Source organism: Nitrobacter sp. Nb-311A, assembly GCF_000152905.1.
Taxonomy (GTDB): domain Bacteria; phylum Pseudomonadota; class Alphaproteobacteria; order Rhizobiales; family Xanthobacteraceae; genus Nitrobacter.
On record NZ_AAMY01000004.1, the window covers coordinates 182,211 to 206,395 of the forward strand.

24 protein-coding genes and 3 pseudogenes are annotated in these 24,185 nt (G+C 59.1%); 12 read left to right on the top strand and 15 right to left on the bottom strand.

Going from position 1 to position 24,185, the window contains the following annotated elements; genetic code table 11:
* Positions 1-268 precede the first annotated feature (268 nt).
* The 6 genes from NB311A_RS02585 to NB311A_RS02610 form a co-directional block, all read right to left on the bottom strand.
* Positions 269-1,846, bottom strand: a complete 1,578-nt coding sequence (locus NB311A_RS02585; protein ID WP_165475213.1) for a recombinase family protein — start codon at positions 1,844-1,846, stop codon at positions 269-271.
* A gap of 14 nt (positions 1,847-1,860) precedes the next feature.
* Positions 1,861-2,328, bottom strand: coding sequence for a DUF2924 domain-containing protein (locus NB311A_RS02590; RefSeq protein WP_009796872.1), 468 nt, complete (start codon positions 2,326-2,328; stop codon positions 1,861-1,863).
* Between the two features lie 2 nt (positions 2,329-2,330).
* Positions 2,331-2,561, bottom strand: a complete 231-nt coding sequence (locus NB311A_RS02595) for a DUF3489 domain-containing protein (RefSeq protein ID WP_009796873.1) — start codon at positions 2,559-2,561, stop codon at positions 2,331-2,333.
* A 1,141-nt stretch (positions 2,562-3,702) separates the two neighbouring features.
* The gene (locus NB311A_RS21720; protein WP_009796876.1) at positions 3,703-3,855 is read right to left on the bottom strand and encodes a hypothetical protein; all 153 of its coding nucleotides are present in this window, start codon (positions 3,853-3,855) and stop codon (positions 3,703-3,705) included.
* A 240-nt stretch (positions 3,856-4,095) separates the two neighbouring features.
* The gene (locus tag NB311A_RS02605) at positions 4,096-4,473 is read right to left on the bottom strand and encodes a hypothetical protein (RefSeq protein ID WP_009796878.1); all 378 of its coding nucleotides are present in this window, start codon (positions 4,471-4,473) and stop codon (positions 4,096-4,098) included.
* 56 nt (positions 4,474-4,529) lie between these two features.
* A complete protein-coding gene (locus tag NB311A_RS02610; RefSeq protein WP_009796879.1) occupies positions 4,530-4,790 on the bottom strand; it encodes a hypothetical protein in 261 nt (86 codons plus the stop codon).
* 811 nt (positions 4,791-5,601) lie between these two features.
* Between NB311A_RS02610 and NB311A_RS21725 the strand changes: the two genes are divergently transcribed.
* Complete coding sequence (locus NB311A_RS21725) at positions 5,602-5,745, top strand: hypothetical protein (RefSeq protein ID WP_009796881.1); 144 nt, start codon at positions 5,602-5,604, stop codon at positions 5,743-5,745.
* Positions 5,746-6,152: 407 nt separating this feature from the next.
* Here the strand turns inward: NB311A_RS21725 and NB311A_RS02620 are convergent, their stop codons facing one another.
* Entirely contained in the window at positions 6,153-6,584 is a 432-nt protein-coding gene (locus NB311A_RS02620) for a hypothetical protein (RefSeq protein ID WP_009796882.1), read from the bottom strand.
* Between the two features lie 592 nt (positions 6,585-7,176).
* Positions 7,177-7,289: pseudogene (locus NB311A_RS22370) on the bottom strand (DNA ligase); the annotation flags it as partial.
* A 233-nt stretch (positions 7,290-7,522) separates the two neighbouring features.
* On the opposite strand from NB311A_RS22370, the gene NB311A_RS02625 reads away from it, so the two are divergent.
* Positions 7,523-9,097, top strand: coding sequence for a peptidoglycan-binding protein (locus NB311A_RS02625; protein ID WP_040673763.1), 1,575 nt, complete (start codon positions 7,523-7,525; stop codon positions 9,095-9,097).
* 725 nt (positions 9,098-9,822) lie between these two features.
* Positions 9,823-10,577 (top strand): IS5 family transposase gene (locus NB311A_RS19940; protein WP_086008666.1). Its coding sequence is split into 2 segments (ribosomal slippage): positions 9,823-10,156 and positions 10,156-10,577, totalling 756 coding nucleotides; the frame shifts between segments, so codons are not numbered across the junction.
* Positions 10,578-10,714: 137 nt separating this feature from the next.
* Here the strand turns inward: NB311A_RS19940 and NB311A_RS02640 are convergent.
* From NB311A_RS02640 to NB311A_RS23015, 4 genes are all read right to left on the bottom strand, one after another.
* Positions 10,715-11,670, bottom strand: a protein-coding gene (locus tag NB311A_RS02640; RefSeq protein ID WP_371256452.1) for an IS5 family transposase whose coding sequence is annotated in 2 segments (ribosomal slippage) — positions 10,715-11,307 and positions 11,307-11,670 — 957 coding nt in all. Because the reading frame shifts where the segments join, the coding sequence is not laid out codon by codon here.
* Between the two features lie 52 nt (positions 11,671-11,722).
* The gene (locus NB311A_RS22375) at positions 11,723-11,980 is read right to left on the bottom strand and encodes an outer membrane secretion protein (protein ID WP_009796888.1); all 258 of its coding nucleotides are present in this window, start codon (positions 11,978-11,980) and stop codon (positions 11,723-11,725) included.
* Positions 11,952-12,434 (bottom strand): M10 family metallopeptidase C-terminal domain-containing protein, encoded by a 483-nt coding sequence (locus tag NB311A_RS22380; protein WP_009796889.1) that lies wholly within the window; start codon positions 12,432-12,434, stop codon positions 11,952-11,954. Before NB311A_RS22380 ends, NB311A_RS22375 begins: the two co-directional genes overlap by 29 nt.
* Positions 12,434-12,784: a hypothetical protein gene (locus tag NB311A_RS23015; protein ID WP_371256454.1), complete on the bottom strand. Its 351-nt coding sequence runs from the start codon at positions 12,782-12,784 to the stop codon at positions 12,434-12,436. Before NB311A_RS23015 ends, NB311A_RS22380 begins: the two co-directional genes overlap by 1 nt.
* 439 nt (positions 12,785-13,223) lie before the next feature.
* On the opposite strand from NB311A_RS23015, the gene NB311A_RS02650 reads away from it, so the two are divergent.
* Positions 13,224-13,460, top strand: a complete 237-nt coding sequence (locus NB311A_RS02650; RefSeq protein WP_009796891.1) for a hypothetical protein — start codon at positions 13,224-13,226, stop codon at positions 13,458-13,460.
* 125 nt (positions 13,461-13,585) lie between these two features.
* Entirely contained in the window at positions 13,586-13,852 is a 267-nt protein-coding gene (locus NB311A_RS02655; RefSeq protein WP_009796892.1) for a hypothetical protein, read from the top strand.
* Positions 13,853-14,346: 494 nt separating this feature from the next.
* Here NB311A_RS02655 and NB311A_RS19950 read toward each other — a convergent pair whose 3' ends face one another.
* Positions 14,347-14,811 (bottom strand): low affinity iron permease family protein, encoded by a 465-nt coding sequence (locus NB311A_RS19950; RefSeq protein WP_009796894.1) that lies wholly within the window; start codon positions 14,809-14,811, stop codon positions 14,347-14,349.
* A gap of 64 nt (positions 14,812-14,875) precedes the next feature.
* Between NB311A_RS19950 and NB311A_RS22385 the strand changes: the two are divergent.
* A pseudogene (locus tag NB311A_RS22385) lies at positions 14,876-15,202 on the top strand (helix-turn-helix domain-containing protein); the annotation flags it as partial.
* 25 nt (positions 15,203-15,227) lie between these two features.
* Here NB311A_RS22385 and NB311A_RS19955 read toward each other — a convergent pair.
* Positions 15,228-15,527, bottom strand: a complete 300-nt coding sequence (locus NB311A_RS19955; RefSeq protein WP_083780358.1) for a hypothetical protein — start codon at positions 15,525-15,527, stop codon at positions 15,228-15,230.
* 212 nt (positions 15,528-15,739) lie between these two features.
* Here NB311A_RS19955 and NB311A_RS23020 point away from each other — a divergent pair.
* Positions 15,740-15,890, top strand: a pseudogene (locus NB311A_RS23020) (IS3 family transposase); the annotation flags it as partial.
* Between the two features lie 429 nt (positions 15,891-16,319).
* On the opposite strand, the gene NB311A_RS02675 reads toward NB311A_RS23020, so the two are convergent.
* Positions 16,320-16,625 carry a hypothetical protein gene (locus NB311A_RS02675; RefSeq protein ID WP_009796897.1) on the bottom strand — a complete coding sequence of 102 codons (306 nt, stop codon included), beginning with the start codon at positions 16,623-16,625 and terminating at the stop codon, positions 16,320-16,322.
* 717 nt (positions 16,626-17,342) lie between these two features.
* Here NB311A_RS02675 and sbnA point away from each other — a divergent pair.
* The 5 genes from sbnA to NB311A_RS02700 are packed head-to-tail and all read left to right on the top strand — an operon-like array spanning position 17,343 to position 24,184.
* Entirely contained in the window at positions 17,343-18,452 is a 1,110-nt protein-coding gene (gene sbnA / locus NB311A_RS02680; RefSeq protein WP_245256905.1) for a 2,3-diaminopropionate biosynthesis protein SbnA, read from the top strand.
* Positions 18,449-19,474: a 2,3-diaminopropionate biosynthesis protein SbnB gene (gene sbnB, locus NB311A_RS02685; protein WP_009796900.1), complete on the top strand. Its 1,026-nt coding sequence runs from the start codon at positions 18,449-18,451 to the stop codon at positions 19,472-19,474. Before sbnA ends, sbnB begins: the two co-directional genes overlap by 4 nt.
* A gap of 5 nt (positions 19,475-19,479) precedes the next feature.
* Positions 19,480-21,246 carry an IucA/IucC family protein gene (locus tag NB311A_RS02690; RefSeq protein WP_009796901.1) on the top strand — a complete coding sequence of 589 codons (1,767 nt, stop codon included), beginning with the start codon at positions 19,480-19,482 and terminating at the stop codon, positions 21,244-21,246.
* Positions 21,234-22,463, top strand: coding sequence for an MFS transporter (locus tag NB311A_RS02695; protein ID WP_050752048.1), 1,230 nt, complete (start codon positions 21,234-21,236; stop codon positions 22,461-22,463). The genes NB311A_RS02690 and NB311A_RS02695 overlap by 13 nt, the downstream gene beginning before the upstream one ends.
* Positions 22,460-24,184, top strand: coding sequence for an IucA/IucC family siderophore biosynthesis protein (locus NB311A_RS02700; RefSeq protein WP_009796903.1), 1,725 nt, complete (start codon positions 22,460-22,462; stop codon positions 24,182-24,184). Before NB311A_RS02695 ends, NB311A_RS02700 begins: the two co-directional genes overlap by 4 nt.
* Position 24,185 lies beyond the last annotated feature (1 nt).

The window sequence follows — 24,185 nt, forward strand, 5'->3', positions numbered from 1 at the left end:
TCAAAAATCTTGCCAAAATGCGCTTTGTCTCTGCATCGAAAATTCCCGTTCCTGGCCGAGCAGCAGAGACGGGTTCGCTGACTGGGTCAGTTCGGCCGCTGCAACCAATCGGTTCAAAGGGACATAGCCGGCATCATGCTACTTTTATTGCGGGTTTGAACCGCGACGGGTCTGCCCATCTGTGCGAAAGCCTGCTTTCTCGGGGAGGCCGGAAGTGCTTCTTTCGCGACATCGAAATGGCGAAAAATCAAGAGCGCGGTGTCGCTGGTCAGATCGGATCGAGACCTAGCGCTTCGAACTGACGATCCCATTCAAGCGGGAGCTCGCGCAGCTGTTCGAGACCGATGCCACGAGGTAACCGACCTTCAACGGCAGCCTTGGTGAGTGCGGGAGAGAGGAAGGCCAACGACAGTGTCATGTTGACGTGTCGCAGGCTGCATCGCTCGCGCGTTGCGATTGCTTGGGCATCTGTCGCCGAATCCGTAATGAGTTCATCAAGCCAGCGCCGGCCGAGGGCAATCGCTGCGACCAGCGTGGCCCGTCGCTCTAGCTTCATCGGGCGGAGCGGAACTTTTGCGGAGGTCGGGCGCAGGATTGACCGCGCTCGTTTGGATGGTGGCTTGATCCAGGGGATGATGATGGTGGAGTGGTCTTCGTCGGCGGAATTGTCCGGATCCTGCTTCAGCTGCACAACGAGACGGTTTTGCTGGACCTCGATCCGTTCGATCAGCAAGGAGGCGTAGGTGTTGTCGATCGGGTTCGTGCTTTTGTTTCGCGGCTCCAGGACAACCTTGCGAATCTGATCGTCGACATCATGGGCAGGCACTCGAGAGACTGAACCAACTGCGGCTGTCGCTGCATTTCCGAACAGAAGCGGTCGCGAGACATAGTAGCTGTAGTGCCGACCCTTCTTCTGAGCCTGGGTCGGCGCCATGCGATGGCCGGCGTCGTCAAACATCAGACCGATCAGGAGATGGCTGAAGGAGGTCCGGGTTCTGGTCTGATGGCTTCGCTGCACGGAGAGCATGGTCTGGACGCGGTCGAACAGGTCGCGATCAAGGATAGGTTGTTGTTCGCCAGGGCAGATCTGCCCCTTGTAGTTGACCTCGCCGACGTAAAAGCGGTTGCGCAGCAGGTGGAATAAGGCACCACAGCCGAACGGAACTCCACCTCGAATTACTCCGGTCTTGAGATGACGCCGCCTGCTGACGATGTTGCGGTCCTTAAGGTCCCGCATCAGGGCACGGACACTGCCAAGTTCGAGATAGCGGCTGAAGATGTGGCGTACCCGTTCGGCTTCTTCGGGGACGACGGCCACCTTGCCGTTCTCCATGACGTAGCCAAGGGGGAGGGGGCCTCCAACCCAGATACCCTTCTTCTTGGAGGCTGCCACCTTGTCCCGGATGCGCTCCGAGGTGACCTCTCGTTCGAACTGGGCAAAGGACAAGAGAACGTTGAGGGTCAGGCGTCCCATGGACGTTGTGGTATTGAACTGCTGGGTGACCGAGACAAACGACACTCGATGGGCATCAAACAGCTCGACCAGCTTGGCGAAGTCGGCGAGCGAGCGGGTCAGACGATCGACCTTGTAGACCACAATGACGTCAATCTTGCGGGTTCGGATATCCTCCAGCAGATTTTGCAGCGCCGGCCGGTCGGTTGATCCGCCGGAGAAGCCGCCATCGTCATAGCGGGTCTTGACCCGCACCCAACCGGCATGGGCCTGGCTTTTGATATAGGCACTGGAAGCCTCATACTGGGCATCCAGCGAGTTGAACTCCTGGTCGAGGCCATTGTCGGTCGAGACCCGGGTATAGATACCGCACCGGACGATCTCTCGGGACAATGCTTTTCCCGCCCTCACGGCCCATCCTCCCTACCGACCGTGTTATCCCGTAGGCCAAAGAAGCGGGGGCCGTTCCAGCGGGTACCGGTGATGGCGAAGGCGATCGCCGAAAGGCTGTCATATCGTGTCCCGTCCCACAGGAAGCCATCATCAACGATGATCGCTCGCTGAGTGATGCCGTTCCATTCCCGGGACAGGATGGTGCCGGCTTTCAGCTCGACCTGGCCGCGGTCGAAGGCGACCAACTTGGCCATGACGGATTCGGGTGTCTCCTTCTCGACGATACGATCAAGGAACTGGCGAATCGCCGGATCGAGGTCGCCCGACTGATCTGCCTGTCGCCGATAGCTGATGATGGCTGTCTGGAGATGTTTCGGAAGATGCGCCAGCGTGGACCAGCTTGACCGACGCCCCCGCGATTGCGGTCGCCGACCACCGAGATCGCGACGACGTGCGAGCTCGCCCTGCGAAGCTTTAGCCATCGTCAGGCCTGCTTCGCTGGAACGACGCGGTAGGTGCGCTGATCTGCTTCAAAGCTCGAGACCAACTCGAGCCCGAGCCTCTTGCGAACCACGCCGGCCAAAAATCCGCGCACGGAATGTTGCTGCCAACCGGAGGCGTCGGAGAGGGCGGCAATGGTCGCACCAGCCGGGTGCCTCAGAAGATCCAGCAGTTTGGCTTGCTTGTTCGTCCGTTTGCCCGCCTTTGCAGCCACGCTGACGACACCGCCTCCTACAGCTGGGCTTGAAGGAAGCGTTGCACGTTTCGTCGGCTCTCTCACCGGACGAGGTGCTGTTTTTGTCGCCTTCATTGTAGTGAGGGCCTTACCGCGTCCGCGGCGGGTCGATAGTGGCTTCCGATTGCGGGATGACTTCTGCATGGGACCCTCCGACAATAATGCGACATCAGCGTCGCACCACCCGAGGCCCCGTCAGCGATGTTGCGCTGCGGGGCCGATCCAAGGGCCATCTCACGCTACAGCAATGCTCGCTTCGCCCACGAAAGCCAGTCCTTTCTGCAGAATTTGAACGATGCGAATGTCGGCACATCAACGATAGCACTCCAGCGCGCGCCCTCGCTCCCCTCCGAAGGGTGCATCCGCTCGCCGCCGAACTCCTTTCGGAATGCCTCGGCGTGCTCCTCTTCGGCGAACATGAAGACCTGGTACCGCTTACGCGCGCGCGCCACGGAATGCCGCGAGCGGACAGCGACAGGCCGCGCTCGCGGCAGAAGTCCCGCAGCATCTTGTAGTTGGGGCCCGTGCACTTCCATTCTTCGAGGGCGACCCAATAGGGGTGAGCCTCATCCGTGCGACCGAATATGCCTTGAAGATGCTCACCCGAAGTGCCGCCCTGCAAACCCTGCGGCGGTGCGGCAGAGATGTGCCATGAATTGATCCGCGCTCAGCGGTAAGTAGCCGCTGGGCGCGAAAAGGTTTCATCGAAGCGAAAATCATCTCTCTCTCCCGCCTGAGCGGGCCTTTAAGCCTCAAACGCAGTCCCCCGCGGGTAGGAAGTTTCGGGCCTTAGAACGCATTTTAGGGCGTCTGGGGAGCCGTTCTAGACCTTGCTCTCGAAACGCTGGATTACGAACGTGTAGAAGACGCCGGCGATGACGAGCACGCGGGCGACCGTCTCCCAGTAGCGGCGGTGACCAGCGCGCAGTACAGCCCAGCAGCGCCTAGGCTAATGGCGAGAAGGATGAGGAGCGTCTCGACCTGGCTTGCCGACCTCTGCTTGATCGCTTGTTCCACTTCACGAGCAGCAATGCCGCCGCGCCGATGATAATTGTCATGATGAAAATTCGATGATGGGTAATCGAAGCGCGGAGCGCCTCTACGGAAAGCCTAGCACGGCCTAGAGGCCGGTCAGGTGGTACTTGGCGAGCCGAAGGCCGTTTGAAACGAGCAGGGAAGCGGCCGCCTTGTCGATCGCGTATTCCCTCGCGAAGAAGGGAGCGGGGTCGGTGCTGCCTGTCGCGTCATTGCTTTCGAGCGCGTAGCAAAGCATTCATAAAATCTATGCAAGCGACTGGCCATCGGCGCTGTGGACTTCTGCGGCTCCGGCGTCGGCGACGAGACGGGATTGAGGTCCATGCCGGGCTGCGCCGCGGCCGGCTGCGGGAACGCCTGCGGGTTCTCGCGCTTGTGCATCATTATCTTCTTGACCGTCGGTGACGGGGGCCATCACGCCGGCGCTCCTATCGAACTCGTTGAGGAGCAGGAGGCCGCGGCCGAAGAAGCAGGCGTCCTATTTCCACTCGTAGTCCGCCTCGTCCTTCTGCATGACGCGGTAGTCGTGCTCGGCGAGGTCGGTGAGGTTCCGTGTCCTGGTCGCCCTCGTCGTTGCAATCGAGGACGGCGGAGAGGCGGTCGTCGTAGAGCGAGGCGAACACGGTCGGGAACGCGGTGAAGAGCAGTGGGTCGCCCACCTTGCTCTCGTCGCGCGTCTAGTTGTTGTAGAGCCTGAGGCGCCTGAGCCACTTCGCGCGCTTGGGCGCCATGAAATCGTAGCAAAGAGCTCGGCTTCGATCTGGCGAAGCAGCTTGTCGAGGCGCTCGGCCTCGGCTTTGATCTCTTCCTCGGTAGCAATCGTGTCTTCGGCGCGCTCTTCGGTGGCGGCTGTCATGCCGTAAGTGTAGCACCTTTTTGCAAAGTCAAGCTTTCGGCTGTGGTTAAGCCCGCTTATCGCAGCAGGTTATCGCTGGAATCTGCCTGCGCCGTCCTGCACGCCTTCATGGCCTGCATCCCCGTCTCCGCTTCCGACCGCGTCTTGAAATAAATTTCGTCATCAACGGTGCGGGCCGCGCTCTTGGGCCTATGATCGACAATCGCGCACTTGTTAGTGGCCGTGTCGAGCACGACGTAGTACTGGGCCGCCGCCGCAGCCTGCGCGAAGGATGCCGAAGCTGCGCATGCTAGCGCGCATAAGGCCAGCTTCTTCATGATTGCTCTCCGGTGTTGAACAGGTCAAGGGGCGAACGCGGCGGCCATGCGTTCGTTCCGGTTCACAAAAGCGCATGAAAAGCCCCGCCGGAGCGAACCGGCGGGGAATCTACGGGAGCAGTCCCAATGAGTGTCCGTGCACACCTTCAAGGTCTTCATGCCGGTTTCTGCTTCGGCCCTTGTTTTGAAAATTCCATTGTCGACAATGGTTGTCGTGGTCGTCGGCTTCTGGTCCACAATCCTGCACTTCTTTGTCGCCGGGTCGCGGACCACGTAGTATTCCTTTCCTCCGTTGAACGACAGGAAACAAAATCGTTCGTTGATTAGCCCCCTCCAGTATGAGCGAGATGTTGGTCCCGTCCTTGCGGTACATCTTCATGATGTGCGCACCGCATTGATGCTCTGCCCGGCTTGCCTACCAGAAGCGGTATGTCGGATTTAGACAGGCTGATGCGGAAGAGGATGCCGCGCGCGTCCTCGGAGCGTGCCAAGCGCATCTGCTCCGGCTGGAGCACGATACCGCTTGAGTATATTGCGCAAGGATGCTTCGTCCGCACCCATGTAAAAACTTTACCAAGCCATCGATCCGTGCGGAGTCGAACCGCAGCCGCCCCTGATAAGTCGCCAGACTGAAGTCGTTGCGGATTTGCCGCGTGTCAGGGGATCGAACTCGTCTTACCGTTTGCCCGCATTCAAAGATGGACGGGCGGCGAACCTTCCTGCTCTTACTGAGCCCGCGTGCGGAGAAGTTGCTGTTCCTAAACGGAGCGCAGCATGGTAGTCCGAATGCCTTTCACTCGAGAGGAGAACCATGAGCAGCATCCGGAAAGGCTGGATTATCGGAGGCGCGGTCATCGTGCTGCTGGTTATCCTTTCCACCTTGTACTATGGACGCGGCACGCATTATAAGCCGGCCGCCAATGCGCCGGCTACCGCACCGCAGACGCAGTCCTAGGCCCACGCAAAAACGAAAGCCGCCAACCCCTCGCGGGCGCTGACGGCTTCCTTCGGCACTTAACAGTTCAGCTTACGGCAGGATATCGCTCTTTGTCCTGCAGTACGAACTCACTGCCCCCGGACGACGGGTGCCATCTTAACCGGCCTCGCGGCTGTCCTCGGTCCCGCGTCCGGCCTGCGGCGGCGCGGTGCCTTTTTTTCCTTGAATTGAGAACGTGCCGCCCGTTGCGTCTAGATCGGGGCGTTGCCGGATGCTCGGCCCGTGCCGTCGCGTTGCTCGAGCACGCGCCAGCGTTGCGCACGCGGGCCTGTGACCCGCCAACCTCCGCTCATTGCCGCATGGCTAGTCGGTTTGGCTCGGATTCATATTGTAAATAAGCCCGCATTCGCTGCGAGCTTTCTCATTTACCAACCACTGCCGAAGCCAACCGAGATGCCCGGCCCGTAGCCATAGCCGCCGCCGTAATACGGATTGCCGAAGCCAACCGAAATGCCCGGCCCGTAGCCATAGCCGCCGCCGTAATACGGATTGCCGAAGCCAACCGAAATGCCCGGCCCGTAGCCATAGCCGCCGCCGTAATACGGATTGCCGATACCAACCGAGATGCCCGGCCCATAGCCGTAGCCGCCGCCGTAATACGGACCGCCGTAGTACCTCGGAGCGTATCCCGAACTTCTGTAATACGGGTAATGCTGATGATAGCCATAGTGATGATGATGCCCATGTCCATAGTGGTGATAATGCCGATGTCCATAGTGGCGATAGTCTGCGTTTGCACTGGAAACACTGAGTAACGCGGCCGCGCCCACCGCCATCGCCAAAGACAACTTTTTCATCTGAATACTCCGTAATGTGCCGAGTACTAATTAACGAGGACGCTCTATGTTCCTTGTCGCTATGTGTATGAACAGCCGTTCATATTCCCTCCGGCGGCTTCGGCTCCCGCCTGTCGTGAGGCTGCGTCGTTACCTGTCCCTGTCGCAATCGCCATCCGGCTGCCGCTTGATCGAGAATTGGGCGATGCTGCTGTTCGATGTTGGATTTGGTCAGACTGATCTTTGGAATGGTGATCGACCTGCTGCGGTCGCGAGTTGGGCTTGAGGCAGAAGTTCTGATCTTCGGGCAACAAATCAATGTGCTGCGGCGAACTCGTCCCAGGAGAGACCTGCCTTCATCCCGATTGATCGACTGATATTGGAAGGTGTCTGCCGACTGTTTCCCAAGATGTATGGTGCACTGGCGATCGTCCGACCGACGTGCCCAGCTTGAGCAACTCGCCATGGATCCGCGGCGCTCCCCACAGCGGGTTGGCGACGCTCATCTCGAGGATCGGCCGGCGAATTTCTAACGGCACAGTCGGTCGACCGTCATAGGCTCGGATTGCCGGCATTTCAACAGCCTACGAACTTTGTAAGCGTGGTAAGTCGAGACAACGTCCTTTGCCTGCTTATCGGTGCGCAGACCAAGATACACAGGATGCGCATTTCGCCAGGGCTGGTCCATTCTGTGAATTTGACCTCTGCTACAAGCTGCGGCTTCACCCCGTTGTGATCGCCTCATTTCCGGCCCGAGCTTGTCGATGTTCATCGATCCACAGCGCTCGTAATATCGCCACCCCATGCCGGCGCTCTGGCAACGATCGCATCAATAAGGAACGATGGCATCGTCACCCGGTTACCCAAGACGGCTCGTCTCTAGCCCAAGAGGCGCGATTTGCGAGGCGCGATTTGCCCCCCTCAATTCGAAAGCAACCAGCAACTGAGGAGGAACTTAAATGAGGAGTAGAATGAAGAACAGGTTTCTCGTCACGACGGCAGCATTGCTTGCCAGTGTGAGCTTTGCGTCCGCGCAAAGCATGAGCGGCGATGTTGGCGGCGCGGCGAGTGAAAGGGGAACATCGGCGGGTAGTCATTCCAGAAGCGGAACGGGCGGCGGGGAGGGTACTTCCCGTAGCGACGGAATGTCAGAAAGACATGGGTCCGAATCGCGCGAGAGCGGTCGGGCCGAAGGGTACTCCGCACGCGGTAGCGAATCCAGCCGCGCGCAGCGCGAGGACTCTGGCAGGCACGAGCGTGGCCGAGCCGAAGGCCACCGCGACAGTAGCAAGGGTCAGACAGTTGGCCAGGGGCGGTCAGAGCGTGACTCCGATCGCGACAATACGCACCGTTCGGAGGAGTCGCGCAGTAAACAGCGTGACCCGAGCAAGGACCGGGCGCAGCAGCGCGACCGAAAGGACAAGGATCAGACGGTCGGTCAGAGCAAGCCCGAGCGCGACAATGCAAAGCAGTCGGAAGATCGCACGCATGATACGGGCAAGGCCGACGCCAAGGCTGACAATAAGTCCAACGGCCATCAAAGCGGATCGTCCGGCATGCAGGGGCAGAGCGCCCAGGACCGGAATTTGAATTCTGGCGTCGATCAAAACGCGGCGCAGGGCCAGACCAATACCCAGGGGGGCCAGAGCCAGACCACTGCTGGAATTCAGACCCAGAGCGGCAAGAACGTGACGGCACAACAGCAGACGACGCTTCAGCAGTCGGTGCTGCGCGCAAGCAACGCCCCGCGCGTCAACGCGAACTCGATCAATTTTCAGGTTCGCTCCGGTATTGTGGTCCCGTCTAGCGTAACCGTCGCCTCGGTCTCCACCTATCCGGCGCTGATTGACGTGTTTCCGGCCTACCGCGACAATAGCTTCTTCGTTATGGAGGACGACGTCGTGATTGTCGATCGCGATCGCCGTATCGTCGATGTGGTTCCCGTCGGCCCGCGCGCGCGCTTCGCCGGCGGTGGTAGCAGCGGTCAAAGTGGCGGGCCCGTCGCCGCAGTTGACCTGCCGCCCGAGGACATCCGTGTGATCCAGCGCGTGTTGATCGATCGTGGTCTTCTGCACGGAGATGCCGACGGCGTCTGGGGTCCGGCAACCCGCGAAGCCATCACAGTGTACCAACGTCAACAAGGTATTGCCGTGACAGGCACGATCGACATGCGCACGGTGTCGTCGCTTGGCATTTCCAGTCGGCTGAGCCAGCAGGCAAACCAGAGCATCCAGTCGCAGTCTTCATCGACCGGCTCTCAAACCTCAACCGGTACCCAGACCACGGCGGGTCAGGGACAAAGCGGTCAGATGGGCCAGCCCTCGAACCAGCAGACCGATCAGACGTCGAACCAGAATGCTGGGCAAACGCAAAATCGGGCGTCTTCGACAACGGGCCAGAGCGCGCCCAATCAGTCGAACACGACGGGTCAGGCTAAGCAACCTTCGCCGAGCGGAACGACGCCCAATCAACCGGGCGCGAACCAGAGCACGTCTCCGAACTCCTCATCAGGCTCCGGTTCGAGCGAGAAATAGTTCGGCCATGGCTGTGGGGCTCGAATTGATAGTCATAAAGAGCTCCGCTTCGGCGGGCTCTTTTTTGTGCGGTCTTTCTTGCCTGTTTGGGCGGACGACCTGTGCGCGGATGGATTGTCGACGAGCCCGAAAATTGCTGACTCCCTGGGCTTTCCGAAGAGGAGAGTGGGGCCATGGATTGCGTATGCCGCGTCCGCCGTTCGAAAGCTCCGCCAGACACAGACCGCGCAGCGTGGCGCGGCCTGCTCCGACAGTGTCACGTCGTAGCCTAGCGATTTGGTGTCGTTACCTCATGGCTCTGAAGATCCCTGGTGTTGCCCGAAAGGACGAATTGGCTTCGCAAGGGCAGAAACCGGAGCAAATCGCGCAGCCATCTCGCCTTCTCGACCGTACCAGCCCCCACCAGCTCAACTCCCGTCCACACTCTTTGCGCGACTATAGGTAGATGACTCGCCTCTTTCGAGCCCGATCGCTTAGGAAAATGGCATAATCCCCGCACACGCTAGACGACCGAGTCGGGTCGCCGGCGAACGGCATCGTGGTGGGAAATGCAGAACGTCGGTGGGAAAGCTCCGCAATCTGTTTCAAGGATGCCGGCAAACAGGTTCAGCATTTCAAGTCATGCGCCGTTGCGGGTGGAGGGAGAGGATTAGGCTCAGGACCCATTAATGTTCTTGGGGAGATGCGTTTGGACTGATTCATTGGCGTTGCTGGGAGACGCCGTGATGTCTGATTTGTTTTTGCTCACCGATGCGCAGATGCGCCGGATCGCACCGTATTTTCCCTTGTCGCACGGAGTTGCGAGGGTTGATGACCGGCGGGTGATCAGCGGCATCATTTTTGTCATCAGGAACGGGCTGCGCTGGCGCGATGCGCCGCGTGAGTATGGTCCGCACAAGACCGTCTACAATCGGTTCGTGCGCTGGAGCCGTCTTGGTGTGTTCAACAAGATATTTGCCGAATTGGCTCGCAAGGGCGGCGCTCCGAAGCGCTTAATGATCGACGCCACCCATTTGAAGGCGCATCGTACCGCCGCAAGCCTTTTAAAAAAGGGCCTGTTCCCCGACGTATCGGACGCACCAAGAGCGGTCTGAACTCGAAGCTGCACGCCGTATGCGATGGCCAGGGACGTCCCATCATCATGCTGATCAGCGAAGGTCAGATGAGCGATTACACGGGTGCGGCGTCGATGCTCGATGCGCTGCCGCCCGCGAAGCAGTTGCTCGGCGACAAGGGCTACGACGCCGACTGGTTCCGCCAGGCGCTCGCGGTCCGGGGTATCACGGCCTGCATCCCATCAAGGTCTAACCGCGCAAAGCCGATCGAACATGACCGCGTTCTCTATCGCCAGCGGCACAAGATCGAAAACATGTTCGGCAGGATCAAGGACTGGCGACGCATCCATACCCGCTACGATCGATGCGCTCATACCTTCATGTCCGCAATCTGCATCGCAGCCGCAGTCATTTTCTGGCTCTAATCGATGAGTCCCTTCCTAGGGAACCTCTGAGCAACTCACCTTTTCTGACAAAGGGTGACAGTCGCAACAGGTTTGCGCTTGTGGTGAAGGGTTCTTTGTTTGCACCTGCCGCGGGCGGCATTCGCCCGGCAACTTCGTCAAGCGGACGCAAGTGTCCTGCGGGCAAGGAATAGGTTTGCGAGCGCGAGCAACGCGAAGACCTGTGCGCCGTTTTTGGCGATGCCGCGATAGCGAACCTTGCGATAGCCGAACTGGCATTTCACCACCCGGAACACGTGCTCGACCTTGGCGCGGATTTTTCCGACGCGGCGATTGCGGCGCCGTTGCGATATCGACAGGGCGCGCCCGGGCTTCGCTTTCGCCTTCACGGCCCACAGAACGCCCGCTGCTTCCGCCTGTCGTTGTTTGCGGTCGTTGGCATAGCCCTTGTCGCCATATACCGCACGATCATCCTCGCGGATCAGATTGTCCATGACCTTGGCGTCATGCACACTGCCTGTGGTCACGCCCGCGGTGTGCACGAGCCCGCTTGTCGCATCGACACCGATGTGGGCCTTCATGCCAAAGTACCACTGGTTGCCCTTCTTCGATGAGCGCATCTCGGGGTCGCGCTTCTGTGCCCTGTTCTTAGTCGATGGCGATGCCGCGATCAGCGTCGCGTCGATGATGGTGCCGCCACGCAGCAGAGCACCGCGGTTCTCCAGAAACTCTGCAATCGCGACGAATATCACTTCGTCAACTCGTGACGCTCCAGCAGATGCCGGAAGTTCAAGATGGTCGTCTCATCGGGAATTGTGTCGCGTCCGAGCTCCAGACCCGCGAACGTGCGCATCGAGCAAATGTCGTACAGAACTTCTTCCGCGCCGGGATCAGAGAGGTTATACCACTGCTGCAAGCAATAAATCCGTAGCATCACGGCCAATGGAAATGGTCGCCGACCGCCGCTCGGACCAGCCTTGGGATAATGCGGCTCGATCAAAGCTTCGAGCGCGACCCAAGGCACCACGACTGCCATCTCAGCTAAAAACACATCTCGCTTCGTGCGCTTCTTCTTGGCCGCATAACCGAGCGACGCGAAACTCAGCTGGTCCATCCGAGCGTCTCCCCGAATCAATGATCGAAGAGTGCCATAGTCGCCAAGTTGTTCAGAGCTTCCCTAGGAAGGTTTGAACCTCGTCGATGCCTTCGTCTGCAAATTCAAACACTGGGTCGGCGATCGACTGCACGGCATAGATGTCGTTACCGGTGCCGCCCTGCAGAGTATTTGTCCCTGCGCCGTCCAACAACACGTCGTTTCCCTCCTGGCCGATCAGATAGTCATTTCCGAGTCCCCCGTCGATACGATCGATACCGCTACCGCCGATCAGTATGTCGTCACCGCCACCCCCCTTCCAGATAGTCATTACCTTCCAATCCGTAGAGGCAATCATTGCCACCGGCACCGCGGAGTGAGTTCGCGGCCAGATTGCCCAGGATTTGATCGTTACCGGCGCCACCCACAGCGTTCTCGATCAGAGATCGAGGGTCTGCATCAAACAGCAATGCGTTGGCGATGTTACCAGTGGCAAGTTGCGACCCGTCGTAATGCAAGCGGGCGAGCTGTGCTGATGAGGTCGTAGTCCAGCTCCCTGGCCGCAGATCGACGCTGAGATTTGTCGCGTAGTTGCTGAAATCGTAAGTGTCGCTACCCCCACCGTCCCAGATCGTGAGCAGAATTCTGTTGCCAGTTGGACGGCCCTGCGCCACACCGTTAACGAACATCTCGCCGGTCGCGCTCCAGGAGTAGACCGTCGCTCCGGAATTGGTGTTGAAGTTCGCGCCATAAAGGTGCTGAAGCGCCGCAATGTCAAACATCATTAGCGACTCGAGGTTGTCGACGCTCCAACGAAGGACCGGTAGCTCATTACTGTGTATTCAATTGAATCCCGGCTGACTGGTACCGCAGGATCTTCATGAGCGTGATCGAGCCCGTGCGCGTGCCCAATCTCGTGGATGATTGTAAAGTGCGCGTAGTTGCCCCTGACCGGGGCACTATAATAGCCGCTGGAGTTGTTGAACCATGCGTCACCCCCCCCCTCTGGAGCCGGATGTGGGAGGTATGCCCAGGCCGTGCTAGGTGCATCCGACAATGCAAAGCGGAGATCGGCATGTTGCACAGCCGTTTCTGTAAGCTCCAGGTAATTCAGGTTCGCCACGGAAGAGAACATTCCCAACGCGATCCGAACAGCGTCCTGCTGTTGGTTGTTCAGAGTTTCGAAGTTGTCCGATGGCTCGCCAATGCCGTAGCCGGAACCGTAATAGGACGCACTTGTAGGAAAGCTGTAGGTGAGATTGGCGGTCGCCCATTTCACATCGCTAAGAATCCCGTCGATGTAGGCGCTCCGGTTTTCATCGCAGTCGCAACGGTAGGCATCAAAGTTCCTCCGAGGTTGGGGGCGCGCGTGTGCGGCCTCGACCCGCTCATCGCTGCGCCATCGCGTGGCAGACGGGCGCCTTCGCGACGAAGTCGTACGGGCGCGGAGCTGTCCAAAGCGGCACCCGAGGGCAGCCGGCGGCAGGATTTCGGGGTGTACTAGCGGTTCCGCAGAGGAACAAACCGCTGGCAAGCGGCGTTTTGTTCTTGTTGTTCAACGGAGGAAGTGCCTTATGAAAAAATTCGCCTTAAGCGCGCTCATTGCTCTTGCCGCCACTTCGGCGCTGGCGCAGACGACCACCGTTCACGAGGAATACTACGTGGTCCGCGACCCAGCGACAAAGAAGTGCAGGATCGTGGACCAGAAGCCGACCACAACGACAACCATTGTTGACAATGGAATTTTCAAAACTAGGGCCGAAGCAGAAACCGGCATGAAGACCCTGAAGGTGTGCACGGACACGCACTGAGATTGCTCCCGTAGATATGTTCCCCGCCGGTTCGCTCCGGCGGGGCTTTTCATGCGCTTTGTGAACCGGAACGAACGCATGGCCGCAGCGTTCGCTCCTAACCTGCTCAAAACCGGAGAGCAATCATGAAGAAGCTGGCCTTATGTACGCTAGCAAGCGCAGCCGCGGTATCCTTCGCACAGGCTGCGGCTGCGTCAGAGGCCCATTACTACGTCGTCCTCGACACCGCGACGAATAAGTGTGCGATCGCCGACCAGCGGCCGAGCAGCGCGGGCCACACTGTCGACGACAAAATATACTTCAAGACGCGGGCGGAGGCAGAGACGGGCATGCAGGCCATGAAGGCGTGCAGGGCGGCGCAGGCAAATTCCAGCGAAAACCGGCTGCGCTAAGCGGGCTTAACCACAGCAATAAAGCTTGAGGCGGCGGAAAGGTGCTACACTTACCGCATGCCAGCCGCACCGAAGAGCGCGCCGACGACACGACTGCTACTGAGGAAGAGACCAAAGCCGAGAGCACGCTATCTCGATCTCACCACGGTTAGGGTCAATCTCGTGAAAAAAACAAGGGTGGCCGTTCCGGTGATCGCTATGAAATTCAGTTGAAGCTTTCCCACTGCTGTCCCGCGGTGATCGCAGACTAGTGCCTTTCGACAACCCGCGGCGTTGACGCAGCTGCCAAGCTGGAGCTGGAATAGGTTCAATTTGCCGGACTAGCTCACCCGTGTCAAACCGCGCCATCTACATCGGCAGCGATCAGCATGACCCATCCGACGGTGACGGCGAAGACAAAGACCTCTCGCGTGCGCACTAACGCGGGCGCGGCCGTTTCGTTTCTATGCAGCTTCGGCGGCAATGTCGCATTCCTATCGCGATGAACTGCGCGCTCAATCGATAACCCGGTCGGCGGCCCGCCCGGCCTTTTTATCGGTCAGATAGACCGCCCTTTCGCTGATCTTTTCATTCTTAGCCAGGCGCTCGCACCTGCTTCGAATATCGTCGAGCTCTTCGTCGGTCAGACGCTCAATCCCGACGAACGAATTTCGCGCCTTGCCCACGCGGATCAGCTCATCCAGCTTGGCCTGAATGGCGGCGCGTGCGGCGGTGCAGATCGCTTCAGCGGCGTTGCCGTCGTTCTTCTGCCGGAGCACAAAGAGCTTAACATACTGCGGGCTGATGATCTTCACCCGTTGGCCAAGTGCTTCAAACTTACGAGCCCCGCAGAACGGGCCCGTGCAGGCGTCGACCACGATCGTGCAGCGCTCGACCTGTGCAACAATGTCGAGAAGCTGATCACGCATCACCCGCCGCTCTAGCACGATGCCATGATGATTGACCCTCTCGACGGTCATTGCAGTTCTCCTTCCTCTTGCAGGCTCTCAGCCTGAATGGTGGAGGGAGAACGTCCATCCCAATAGATGGTACGATCGCTATCGCGCGGGCGGGCATTGAGGCGTTGTCAGATCACCGCTCTCGACCGGATCGAGTCTGGAATCGCATCCCGGATGAGGTCCACGGCCAGATCATTGGACTGGCGTTGGAACTTCCGGAACTTTCCCTGCGAGAGCTGCGGTGCGCTTTAGCGATGAGAGAAAGTACTTTGTCTCCGAGGCTTCGGTTTATCGGCTGCTGAAGGCGCACAACCTCATCACTAGTCCGGCCTATGTGGTGATCAAAGCGGCGAATGAGTTCAAGGATAAGACCACTGCCATCAATCAGCTCTGGCAGACCGACTTCACCTATCGTCGATAGATTCCGGCGTGCTACCTCAGTCGCAAACTTGTACGTGGCGGATCCGATAGCCGTAATCATCCCAATATCGTTTGCGGACCAGTCTGCATTCCATCTCTTCTACGTAGACCGGTTCCGGTGCGTAGTAGACAGGAGGGGGCGGAGCGACATAAACGCGCGGACCGGCGAGAGCACTGCCGAGAAGCACCCCGCCGAGGAGTCCGCCAGCTACACCAGCGGCAATTTGGCCGCCGTCGGCCTTTGCTTCAGGAGCGGTTGCGACGAGCGAGCCAACGAGGAAGCTGGTCGCAAGGACCGCCGCAGCTAACTTCCTCATTTATATCTCCGTCTGCTGTGGGCAAATAACAAGGATGACCATCTTTTAAAACACTTAAAAAACCTTTAGGAAAACAACCTACTCGAGGCTGCTTTTGCCTACCCCTACCAGCATTACACGGTTGTCTTGTGGTTTACTTTGTCGCCGCCATGCATAGGCCTGCAGGCATGCCGGATGGCTCCGACGTGCGACATAGACCCGCCTCGTGCTGGGGGCTGCTCGGTCAGGAATCGATTGCCGTGCTGTGCCGCTGCGAAGGCATCGCCGATACAGCTGGTCGAAGGAATTCATTGAAGCGGGCAAGAAGCGGCGGTTGGCGACACGACCCGCGCGGCGACTAGCGACGAAATGAAGATACTTCGTTGATCAACGCCTCTCACCATGAGGCGCTCGCATTCCGCTTGATAGATTGATTACCTCGCCAGTGGAGGATTTGCGAAGCAGGGAATGCCGCTTTTTTAGTTCGAGCCTGCTTTATAGAGCGTTTTCAAGCGAAGAAGATCCTCGGGCTTGACCCGAGGGTGGGTGCCGGTCGCGTGAAGAAAACGCGCCAGATCAATATATCGAGACTTTTCCGTGAAGTTTGAATGGTTCCATGTAGTTTTCAAAATGCCCACTGGGTGCGCATCGCGAAGGCATCATACTTGGTGCCGAGATCCTGATTGGCAAGGTGGCACCGTCGACTTCGGCACTCAGCAACCGCACGTCATCGACATTACCAATGTTATGGGTGTCGAGCACCCGTGGGATCGATGCGAAGTTCGATGCGTTCGCGCAAAGGAGCGGCAGCGATCACCGCTGTTCGCGAAAGAGCCTCTTCTGAATGGGTTGGCCTCTGCTCGCCGCCCCGGCTGAAGGGTTAAGTGACGAAGCCAGTTCATTTTCAACGATGGCGCAACCCTTATCGATCGCAAGTATGAAGATGTCTTTTAAGCCGGTGTCCCTCATTATCGCATCGGCGGCATTGAATGAGGACACCACTTTCCACTCCAGGTTTTCGCCTGGTGGCGGTAATCTCTCAGGGGCGAACGCGTAGGCAGCGCGTTTCGAGCTGTCGTCAGTCACATTATACTCGACGAACTTTTGCAGCCGGTTCATTTCATGCCGCCTTACCGTTTTGCCCAAAAATAAAAGACCAAGCGCAACCGCAACGTAGGGCAAGTAATGAGCGTCTAGTCCAAAGGGCGTCCAAGGACCTAGCGCCAAACAGTGATCTACGGCTGATTCGTGACGTTTAGATTTCACGCGCAGAAATGGATTAGAACGATCGTCGTTCCAGTCCGACCGGCACGGACCGAGCCGTTCCTTTGCCCAAGCCAACGACGTTGGCGATAATCAGCGAACAACTCCCGTCACAAGCATTGGCAGTAGGTTTTCACCGGAGCGTGGGTCAGCCTGCTTGTTGTCGAAGTCTTCGGCGTCCTTTTGCGATTGGGATGCTTTTTGAATTTTCTCTAGGGCAGTCATTGGAAACCTTTCTCGGCAGCCAGCTGAGCCGTGCGTTGCTCACGAAAAACAAGGTGCTCGATGATCGAGCGCGCTCACCGCAATGTTTAAACGCAAAGCGATTCAAAATTGTTAGAACTTACCGAAGAGAATGTTGTGTCTATGCGGTGAAAGCGCGATCGAAAAGTTAGAACCGCTGTAATTGAGATCGAATGGTCTTGTTCGCTGCGCAAGGTTCTCATAAAGGAGCAGGCGCGCCGCTCGCTCGTCAAACTTCGAAGCGTTCGCGAGTGTCGATGTGACCCCTCTGGCCTTAACGCCAAACCCTAACTGTTAATTCAAAGGAGCTCCCATGCGCGTAGACGCTATTTGCGTATCAGTGCCGGAATTTCCATCGTCTGGCGCCAGATTTGCCGTTTTTCGAGAAGTGATAAGCATCAACACACCCGCAATTCATTCGTGAAGGGTGATCTCATGATTTATCACAGCATTCTCGAAGGCACCGGGAATACGCCGATCGTTCGTCTTTCTCGCTTGTTTCGTGATTGGCCGTGCGAGGTGCTCGCCAAACTGGAGATGTTCAATCCGGGCGGCAGCGTTAAGGATCGGCCGGCGCGTTATATCATCGAACGCGGTCTGGCGGACGGGTCTATCCGGCCGAACTCACACATCATCGAAAGTTCGTCGGGCAATCTCGCTATCGCGCTAGCCATGGCTTGCCGCATTTATGGTCTGCGCTTTACGGCAGTGGTCGACCCGAAGATCTCGCCGCTCAATCTGAAAATCATTCAATGCTATGGCGGCAATATCGAGCTCGTCACCGAGAAGGATAGCCAGGGCGGTTATCTGGGAACGCGCATAGAGCGCATCAAATGCCTGCTGCGCGAGTGGCCCGATGCCGTATGGGTCAACCAGTATGCCAACGAGCGCAATTGGCAAAGCCACTACCATGGGGAAGGTGAGGAGATCCTGCGGCATCTGGATCGTCCGGTGGATTACCTGGTGCTGGGCGTCAGTACTTCAGGCACCGTGCATGGCATCTCGCGCCGGCTGCGCGAAGCATGGCCCGAGTTGAAGGTAGTGGGAGTGGATGCAGTCGGCTCGATCCTGTTCGGCACGCCTCCCTATCCTCGCGACCTGCCGGGAATCGGCGCCAGCCGTGTGCCGGAGTTGTTCCAGCGCGATGAGATCGATCAGGCAATTCATATCGACGACTACGAATCCGCCGTCGCCTGCCGTGAATTGGTCAACCACGAAGGTATTTTCGCCGGCGGATCGTCCGGTTCGGTGATCGCGGCCATTCAACAGCTCTGTGCAGACCTGCCACGCGATACTCGTATCCTGACCATTCTGCCGGATCGGGGCGAACGCTACCTGGATACGATCTACGACGACGAATGGCTGTCGCGCATGAAGGATCGTCACCTGGTGCGCACGGCAAAAAATTCCGTCAATTTGTCTATGGAACACACAGCATGACTTCGCCAACCATCACACCGAACCTGCTTTATCTCAACCGTAACGACCTGATCGTGTTGGGCGGCGATCATTCACAACCGTATGTCGACGCCATTGTCGACGGATTGGCCGCGCATGCGCGCGGCGAATACGTGCAGCCGCTCAAACCCTACCTGCGCTGGCCGAGCGCGGACCATATCGCCGACCGCATCATCGCGATGCCCTGCTACCTGGGAGGCGAGCGGCCTATCGCGGGCGTGAAGTGGGTCGGCAGCCGGCAGCATAACCCGTCCCTTTTCGGGCTGGAGCGTGCCAGCGCGGTCGTGGTGCTGAACGACGCGGAAACAAATTACCCGATTGCGCTCATGGAGGGGGGGCTGCTTAGCGGCATGCGTACCGCAGCAATCACAGCCGTGGCCACTCGTTATCTGGCGCGCGCCGACTTTACCGACGTGGCCGGCATCGGCTGCGGCCCAATTGCGCGCATGCAGGTACAAACCCTGCTGGAACAATTCCCGTCGATCGAGCGCCTTCACCTGTTTGATCTCTCGCATGCCGCTGCTGACGCCTTCATCACCGAGTTTGCGGCGCGTTTTCCGAACAAGGAGTTTGTCCTGGCTTCTTCGGCGGAAGCGGCGGTGCGTGCCGCCGATGTGATCGTGACCTGCACGGTGGCCGATGCACCTTATCTGCATTTCGGCTGGCTTAAGCGGGGCGCCTTTGTCAGCAACGTATCGATCATGGATGTGTGCAAGGAGGTCTACGAAAAGGCCGACAAAGTGGTGGTGGACGATTGGGATCAATCGAATCGCGAGAAAAAGATCATCAACCAGTTGGTGCTGGAAGGGCGGTTTAGCCGCGAGCGGTTGCACGCCGAACTCGGTCAAATCGTCGTGGGCGGCAGGCCCGGCCGGGAAAGCGAGGAAGAGATCATTCTCCTCAATCCGATGGGTATGGCGCTCGACGACATAGTATGCGCCCGGCATTTCTATCATCTGGCGCGCGAGCGCGGCGTCGGCGTGCAATTGCCGCTATACGGTTGAAATGCATGCAATCTGAAACATCTCATCCGTACGCGCGGCGGCTGGCTCAGGATCTGTTCGATGCGCTTTGGTTGGAGGATCTGTACGGCTTTCGCAAGCACTGCAGGTTTCATTCGCTCGACGTCGGCGACACGATGCTGGAAGTCGCGCTTGATGAAGCGCGATCATTGCTTTGGTACGGCCGCCGGGCCGGTGGTTTGCGTCCATTCCGGGTATCGGACCGGCCCATCGTATTGCATATCGCTCACCGTACGGAAAACAGAGCGCTCATCGGAGTCGTCGAGGCCTTGCAAACCGCCGATTGGTGGGACGACCGGACCGGCCGTTTTGCCCGCTTCTTTGCGTTAGCCTACGACCAGGCCGCATTGGCTGCGGTGTATGAACCGGCCATCATGGCGCGGGCTGCGGTCGCGCCAGACGATCTGCTGTCCTGGGAGGCAGTGAGTTGTCTGAAAGATCGCCCGTTTCATCCGCTGGCGCGCGCCAAGGATTGGGATGAAAGCGACGGTGCCGCCTACTTGCCGGAAACGGGCGCCTCGTTTGCCCTGCATTGGGTGGCGTTGCCGCGGGATCGGGTGCTGGAGCGCACCAGTTCCGGCCGCCCCTTATCGGACCTCCTGCTGGATCGCATCCAGCGGGAAGCCCTCGCCGAGACGGCGCGCGTGTGCGGCGCCGATGGCGATGCTTACTTATGGTTGCCTGTGCATCCGTGGCAGTGGGAGCGGCTTAACCGCACCGGATTGTCAAACCTAGCGGACTGCATCGACTTGGGCACGGGGCCGGGATCAGTTATTCCGACCGCCTCGCTGCGCTCCCTTGCCGTCATCGGCCGCCCCGGCTTACACCTTAAGCTTGCGCTTTCCGTCAATGCGTTGGGAGCGGTGCGCACGCTGCCACCGCGCTATCTACACAACGGCATGCTCGCCAGTGCTTGCCTTGAGCGCCTGAAACAGCGGGATGACTGGCTGGCGGCGCTGTTGCGGTTGTGCGACGAGAATGATTGGTGCGTGTTGCGCCAGCGCGATACATTGCAGGCAGAGCCAGGAGAACTGGCGTGTATGATCCGCCGCTATCCGACGGTGGCTGGTGCGACGTTCATTCCGATGGCGGCATTGCCGGCGACGAGCGCCGGAAAAACGCTGCCGGCTTTCGACCATCTGATCGGTCGTGCCGGACCGGAGAGCAAGGTTTGGGCATTGTTCGCCGATATCGCCGGCGCCTTGTTGGAATTGGGCCTGCGCTGCTTTGCGTACGGTGTCATGCCGGAGTTGCACGGACAGAATGTGGTGCTGGCATTTCAAGGGCAGCGCATCGCCGCGCTGGTCCTGCGCGACCACGACACCTTGCGCATCTGCCCGCCGCTGATGCGGGCCCAGGGTGTAGCGGCGCCGGACTATGTGATTGATCGCAGCACGCCGAACACGCTCGAACTGAATACCCCGCGCGAGTTGCTGGCGTATCTGCAAACACTGGCCATCGAGGTCAACCTGTATGCCATCCTAGCCGCGTTGGCGGAGCGCTACCGCCGGGAAGAGTCGCATGGCTGGCATATCGTGCGCACGGTGTTGGAAGACTGCCTGGCGCGTGTGCCGCTGCCGAACGACATCGCCAATGAGACCAGGAGCCTGTTGCTGGATGAACCTTATTGGCCGTTCAAGCAGGTACTGGCACCGCTGCTCGGCCGAGCGAGCTTCGGCACCGGCATGCCCAGCGCGATGGGACGATTGAGCAACCCGTTATTACCTGTCGAATGTATTGAATGTCTGGCGTAACATCATGTTCCCGCAACCTTGTCTTGTTGCTGGCATGCCAAGCCGTGACAACGCTCGGGCTGATGGTGTTGGTGCCTATACTGCCTTTGTATATGGCGACGCTTACCGGCATTGATACGCTTGGCGCCGCTCGCTGGAGCAGTCTCGCGCTGGCAGCACCGGGGCTCGGTACTTTGTGCTTCGCGCCTCTTGCCGGTCAGTGGTGCGACCGCTTCGGCTATCGGCGCATGCTGCTGGTGTCGCTGGCGGTGTTCATCGCAAGCATGCTGCTGATGGCGCTGAGCACAAGCGTATTGAGCTTCATGTTGGGTCGGCTGCTGCAAGGCATAAGCACCATTAGCGTCGTACTAACTGCCTTCGTCGGCCATGCCAGCAGCGACGCGTCGCGCGGACGCTCGCTGGGCTTGCAGGAAAGCGCGATTGCTTGCGGCGCGCTGGCCGGTCCGGTGCTGGGTGGCATGATGCTGGACCAATGGTCGCTGAAGCCACTTTTGATAGCGAGTGCGCTGCTTACGGGCATTGCGGGCGGCGTGCTATGGAGCCAGCTCAGAGAACCGCCCAAGTCGGCGCCGGATAAAAACCTTCCACAGTTCGCCGGCTTGCAAACCGTGCTTGCCCGCGCCGATTTGCGCAATTGGATGTTGGCCGCCTGCCTGACCCAAGCCGCTGCATTCGCACTGGTCAATGTCTTCCCGCTCTATTTGATGGCGCATTTCCCCGCGGCGGATGCGATTGCCAGCAAAACCGGGGCGCTGCATGCATTGGGCTGGCTGGCAACTATGCTGGCGAGCCCGCTGTGGGGACATCTGAACGATCGTGGCGACCCGCGCCGCCACTTCGTGCTGGCCGCGATCGGTTGCGCATTGTCCATCGGATTGTTGATAAAGGCCGATCAACTCTGGCTGGTCGCCTTGCTCAGGGTAGTTCAGGGGATCTGCTATGCCGCATTGGCGCAATCGATGTTGCTCGCCTGCAGCCGTCAACTGCCGGCAGCGGTTTATGGGCATGTGACTGGGTTGAGCCGTAGTTTCATGGTCGTCGGCCAAATGCTGGGGCCGCTCATCGTCATGCTTCTGATGCCGTTTCTTGCGCCTGCCAACTTGGTATGGCCGATCACCGCACTGTTTCTGATGGCCGGTTTACTCGTGCTCGGCAGTAGCATGCAGCGCTCATACCCTGTTTGCAGGATTGAAAACCAAGGGAAGGATGTCGCATGACAATGCATTTTCCGCGGCTCGCTCCCTTGGAGCGGCGCCTGGTGGAGCAGTACCTCAACACGTATTGCCGTGAGACCGCTTGTTTCGATCCTCGCTTAGCACCGACTGACGCGGGACCAGCCGAATTGCAAGCGCAGATAACCGGCTGGCGGGCTGCCGGACTGATGCCGTATCTCGTGTCGTTCGCGCAGACGGGATATCAACTGGTTGGCGCGCTGAACTACTTCTCCCCGATCGGTTACCACCGCGTGACGCCTTTTGCATGGATAGGGTATAACGGCGACTGGTGTCCCCTGACGAACGCGACGCCACTGGTCGACCGGATTGTGGACACACTCGCCGATGCCAGCGGCCAGCCCGCCAAGACGGCGCAACAATGCCGTGATCGCTTGAAGACCTTGATGCGCAACAGCGTGGACAAGGTGCGCCGTTTCCACCAGCACCATGCCGCCGGAGGTCGATCGGCTTTTGTTGCGGCGGAACAAGGCTTGCGGTTCGGGCATATTTTTCATGTCACCTCCAAGGCTTCGGAAGGGTTCAGCGAGGAAGATATGCAGCGTTACGCTCCCGAACTGGGAGCCTCGTTTCGCTTGCACTACTTCGCAGTCGCCGCCAACTTGCTGGATACACGTGTCGTAAATGCCGAACAGTTGCCTATCGATCCGGAAGCGGCGCGTTTCGCCGTGGAACTCTTGGCCGATGACGGGTATCACCTGCTGCCCTGCCATCCATGGCAAGCCAATCATCTGTTGAGTATGTCTGAGATCACCGAGCTGGTGAAAAACCGCTCGCTGATTTCGCTCGGGCCTCTAGGAGAAGTGGTTTGGCCGACGTCTTCGGTACGTACGGTCTGGTTGCCTGCTCAGCAGCTGTTCCTCAAGTTATCGCTTAATATCCGCATCACCAACTTCGTGCGCAACAATCCGCCCGAACATGTCGAGCGGGCGCTGGATGCAAGCCTCGCACTGTCCCAATTGCCGCAAGAGGTATTGGAACAGCCGACGTTCCATATCTTGGCGGAGTTAGGCAGCCAGAGCTTGAAGCTGCCGAGCGAGGCGCTGCGCGCCGCCTGCACGGTGGTGTACCGAAAGGCCATCCCAGGCGCCGAGGTCGAGCATGCGCAAGTGGTCGCGTCAGTACTGGAAGAACCGGCGGAGGGTGAGATTCCGCTATGGGCGCTGCTGCGCCAAGCTGCAGGGCGGAACGCGCCCGACGCCGCCTTGGTTCAGCGTTGGTGGGCACGCTACTTGGATGCGAGCCTGATGCCCTTGCTGCGCTTGTTTTCCGAATACGGCATCAGTCTGGAGGCACATCTGCAGAACGCGATGATGGCGTTCCAGGATGGCTGGCCGGCGCGGGGTTATGCGCGCGACATGGAGGGCACCAGTATCAGCCGCACGCGCTACCCGTTCCTCGATCGCCTGAAGCCCGACAGTCCCGTTTTATATGACGAGCAGCAGGCGTGGCATCGTTTCCAGTATTACGTGCTGGTCAATCATATCGGCCATGTGATTGCCTGCCTGGCCCGAACCGGCCTGACAACGGAAGCCGCGTTATGGCGCGATACGGCCGGCCGGATCGCGGCGACAGGCAATCCGCTGGTGCGGCAGTTGCTCGCGCAGCCGACGCTGCCGGCCAAAGCCAACATGCTCAGCAGTTTCCAGCAACGCGGTGAACGCCCGTCGTGGGTGGAGATTCCCAATCCACTGCTTCAGAGATAAG

Coding starts and splice junctions, on each gene's coding strand:
- NB311A_RS02590 (WP_009796872.1), bottom strand. CDS start 2,328: ATGGCTAAAGCTTCGCAGGGCGAGCTCGCACGTCGTCGCGATCTCGGT.
- NB311A_RS21720 (WP_009796876.1), bottom strand. CDS start 3,855: ATGCTTTGCTACGCGCTCGAAAGCAATGACGCGACAGGCAGCACCGAC.
- NB311A_RS02605 (WP_009796878.1), bottom strand. CDS start 4,473: ATGACAGCCGCCACCGAAGAGCGCGCCGAAGACACGATTGCTACCGAG.
- NB311A_RS02610 (WP_009796879.1), bottom strand. CDS start 4,790: ATGAAGAAGCTGGCCTTATGCGCGCTAGCATGCGCAGCTTCGGCATCC.
- NB311A_RS21725 (WP_009796881.1), top strand. CDS start 5,602: ATGAGCAGCATCCGGAAAGGCTGGATTATCGGAGGCGCGGTCATCGTG.
- NB311A_RS02620 (WP_009796882.1), bottom strand. CDS start 6,584: ATGAAAAAGTTGTCTTTGGCGATGGCGGTGGGCGCGGCCGCGTTACTC.
- NB311A_RS02625 (WP_040673763.1), top strand. CDS start 7,523: ATGAGGAGTAGAATGAAGAACAGGTTTCTCGTCACGACGGCAGCATTG.
- NB311A_RS22375 (WP_009796888.1), bottom strand. CDS start 11,980: ATGACTATCTGGAAGGGGGGTGGCGGTGACGACATACTGATCGGCGGT.
- NB311A_RS22380 (WP_009796889.1), bottom strand. CDS start 12,434: ATGATGTTTGACATTGCGGCGCTTCAGCACCTTTATGGCGCGAACTTC.
- NB311A_RS23015 (WP_371256454.1), bottom strand. CDS start 12,784: ATGTTCTCTTCCGTGGCGAACCTGAATTACCTGGAGCTTACAGAAACG.
- NB311A_RS02650 (WP_009796891.1), top strand. CDS start 13,224: ATGAAAAAATTCGCCTTAAGCGCGCTCATTGCTCTTGCCGCCACTTCG.
- NB311A_RS02655 (WP_009796892.1), top strand. CDS start 13,586: ATGAAGAAGCTGGCCTTATGTACGCTAGCAAGCGCAGCCGCGGTATCC.
- NB311A_RS19950 (WP_009796894.1), bottom strand. CDS start 14,811: ATGACCGTCGAGAGGGTCAATCATCATGGCATCGTGCTAGAGCGGCGG.
- NB311A_RS19955 (WP_083780358.1), bottom strand. CDS start 15,527: ATGAGGAAGTTAGCTGCGGCGGTCCTTGCGACCAGCTTCCTCGTTGGC.
- NB311A_RS02675 (WP_009796897.1), bottom strand. CDS start 16,625: ATGAACCGGCTGCAAAAGTTCGTCGAGTATAATGTGACTGACGACAGC.
- sbnB (WP_009796900.1), top strand. CDS start 18,449: ATGACTTCGCCAACCATCACACCGAACCTGCTTTATCTCAACCGTAAC.
- NB311A_RS02690 (WP_009796901.1), top strand. CDS start 19,480: ATGCAATCTGAAACATCTCATCCGTACGCGCGGCGGCTGGCTCAGGAT.
- NB311A_RS02695 (WP_050752048.1), top strand. CDS start 21,234: ATGTCTGGCGTAACATCATGTTCCCGCAACCTTGTCTTGTTGCTGGCA.
- NB311A_RS02700 (WP_009796903.1), top strand. CDS start 22,460: ATGACAATGCATTTTCCGCGGCTCGCTCCCTTGGAGCGGCGCCTGGTG.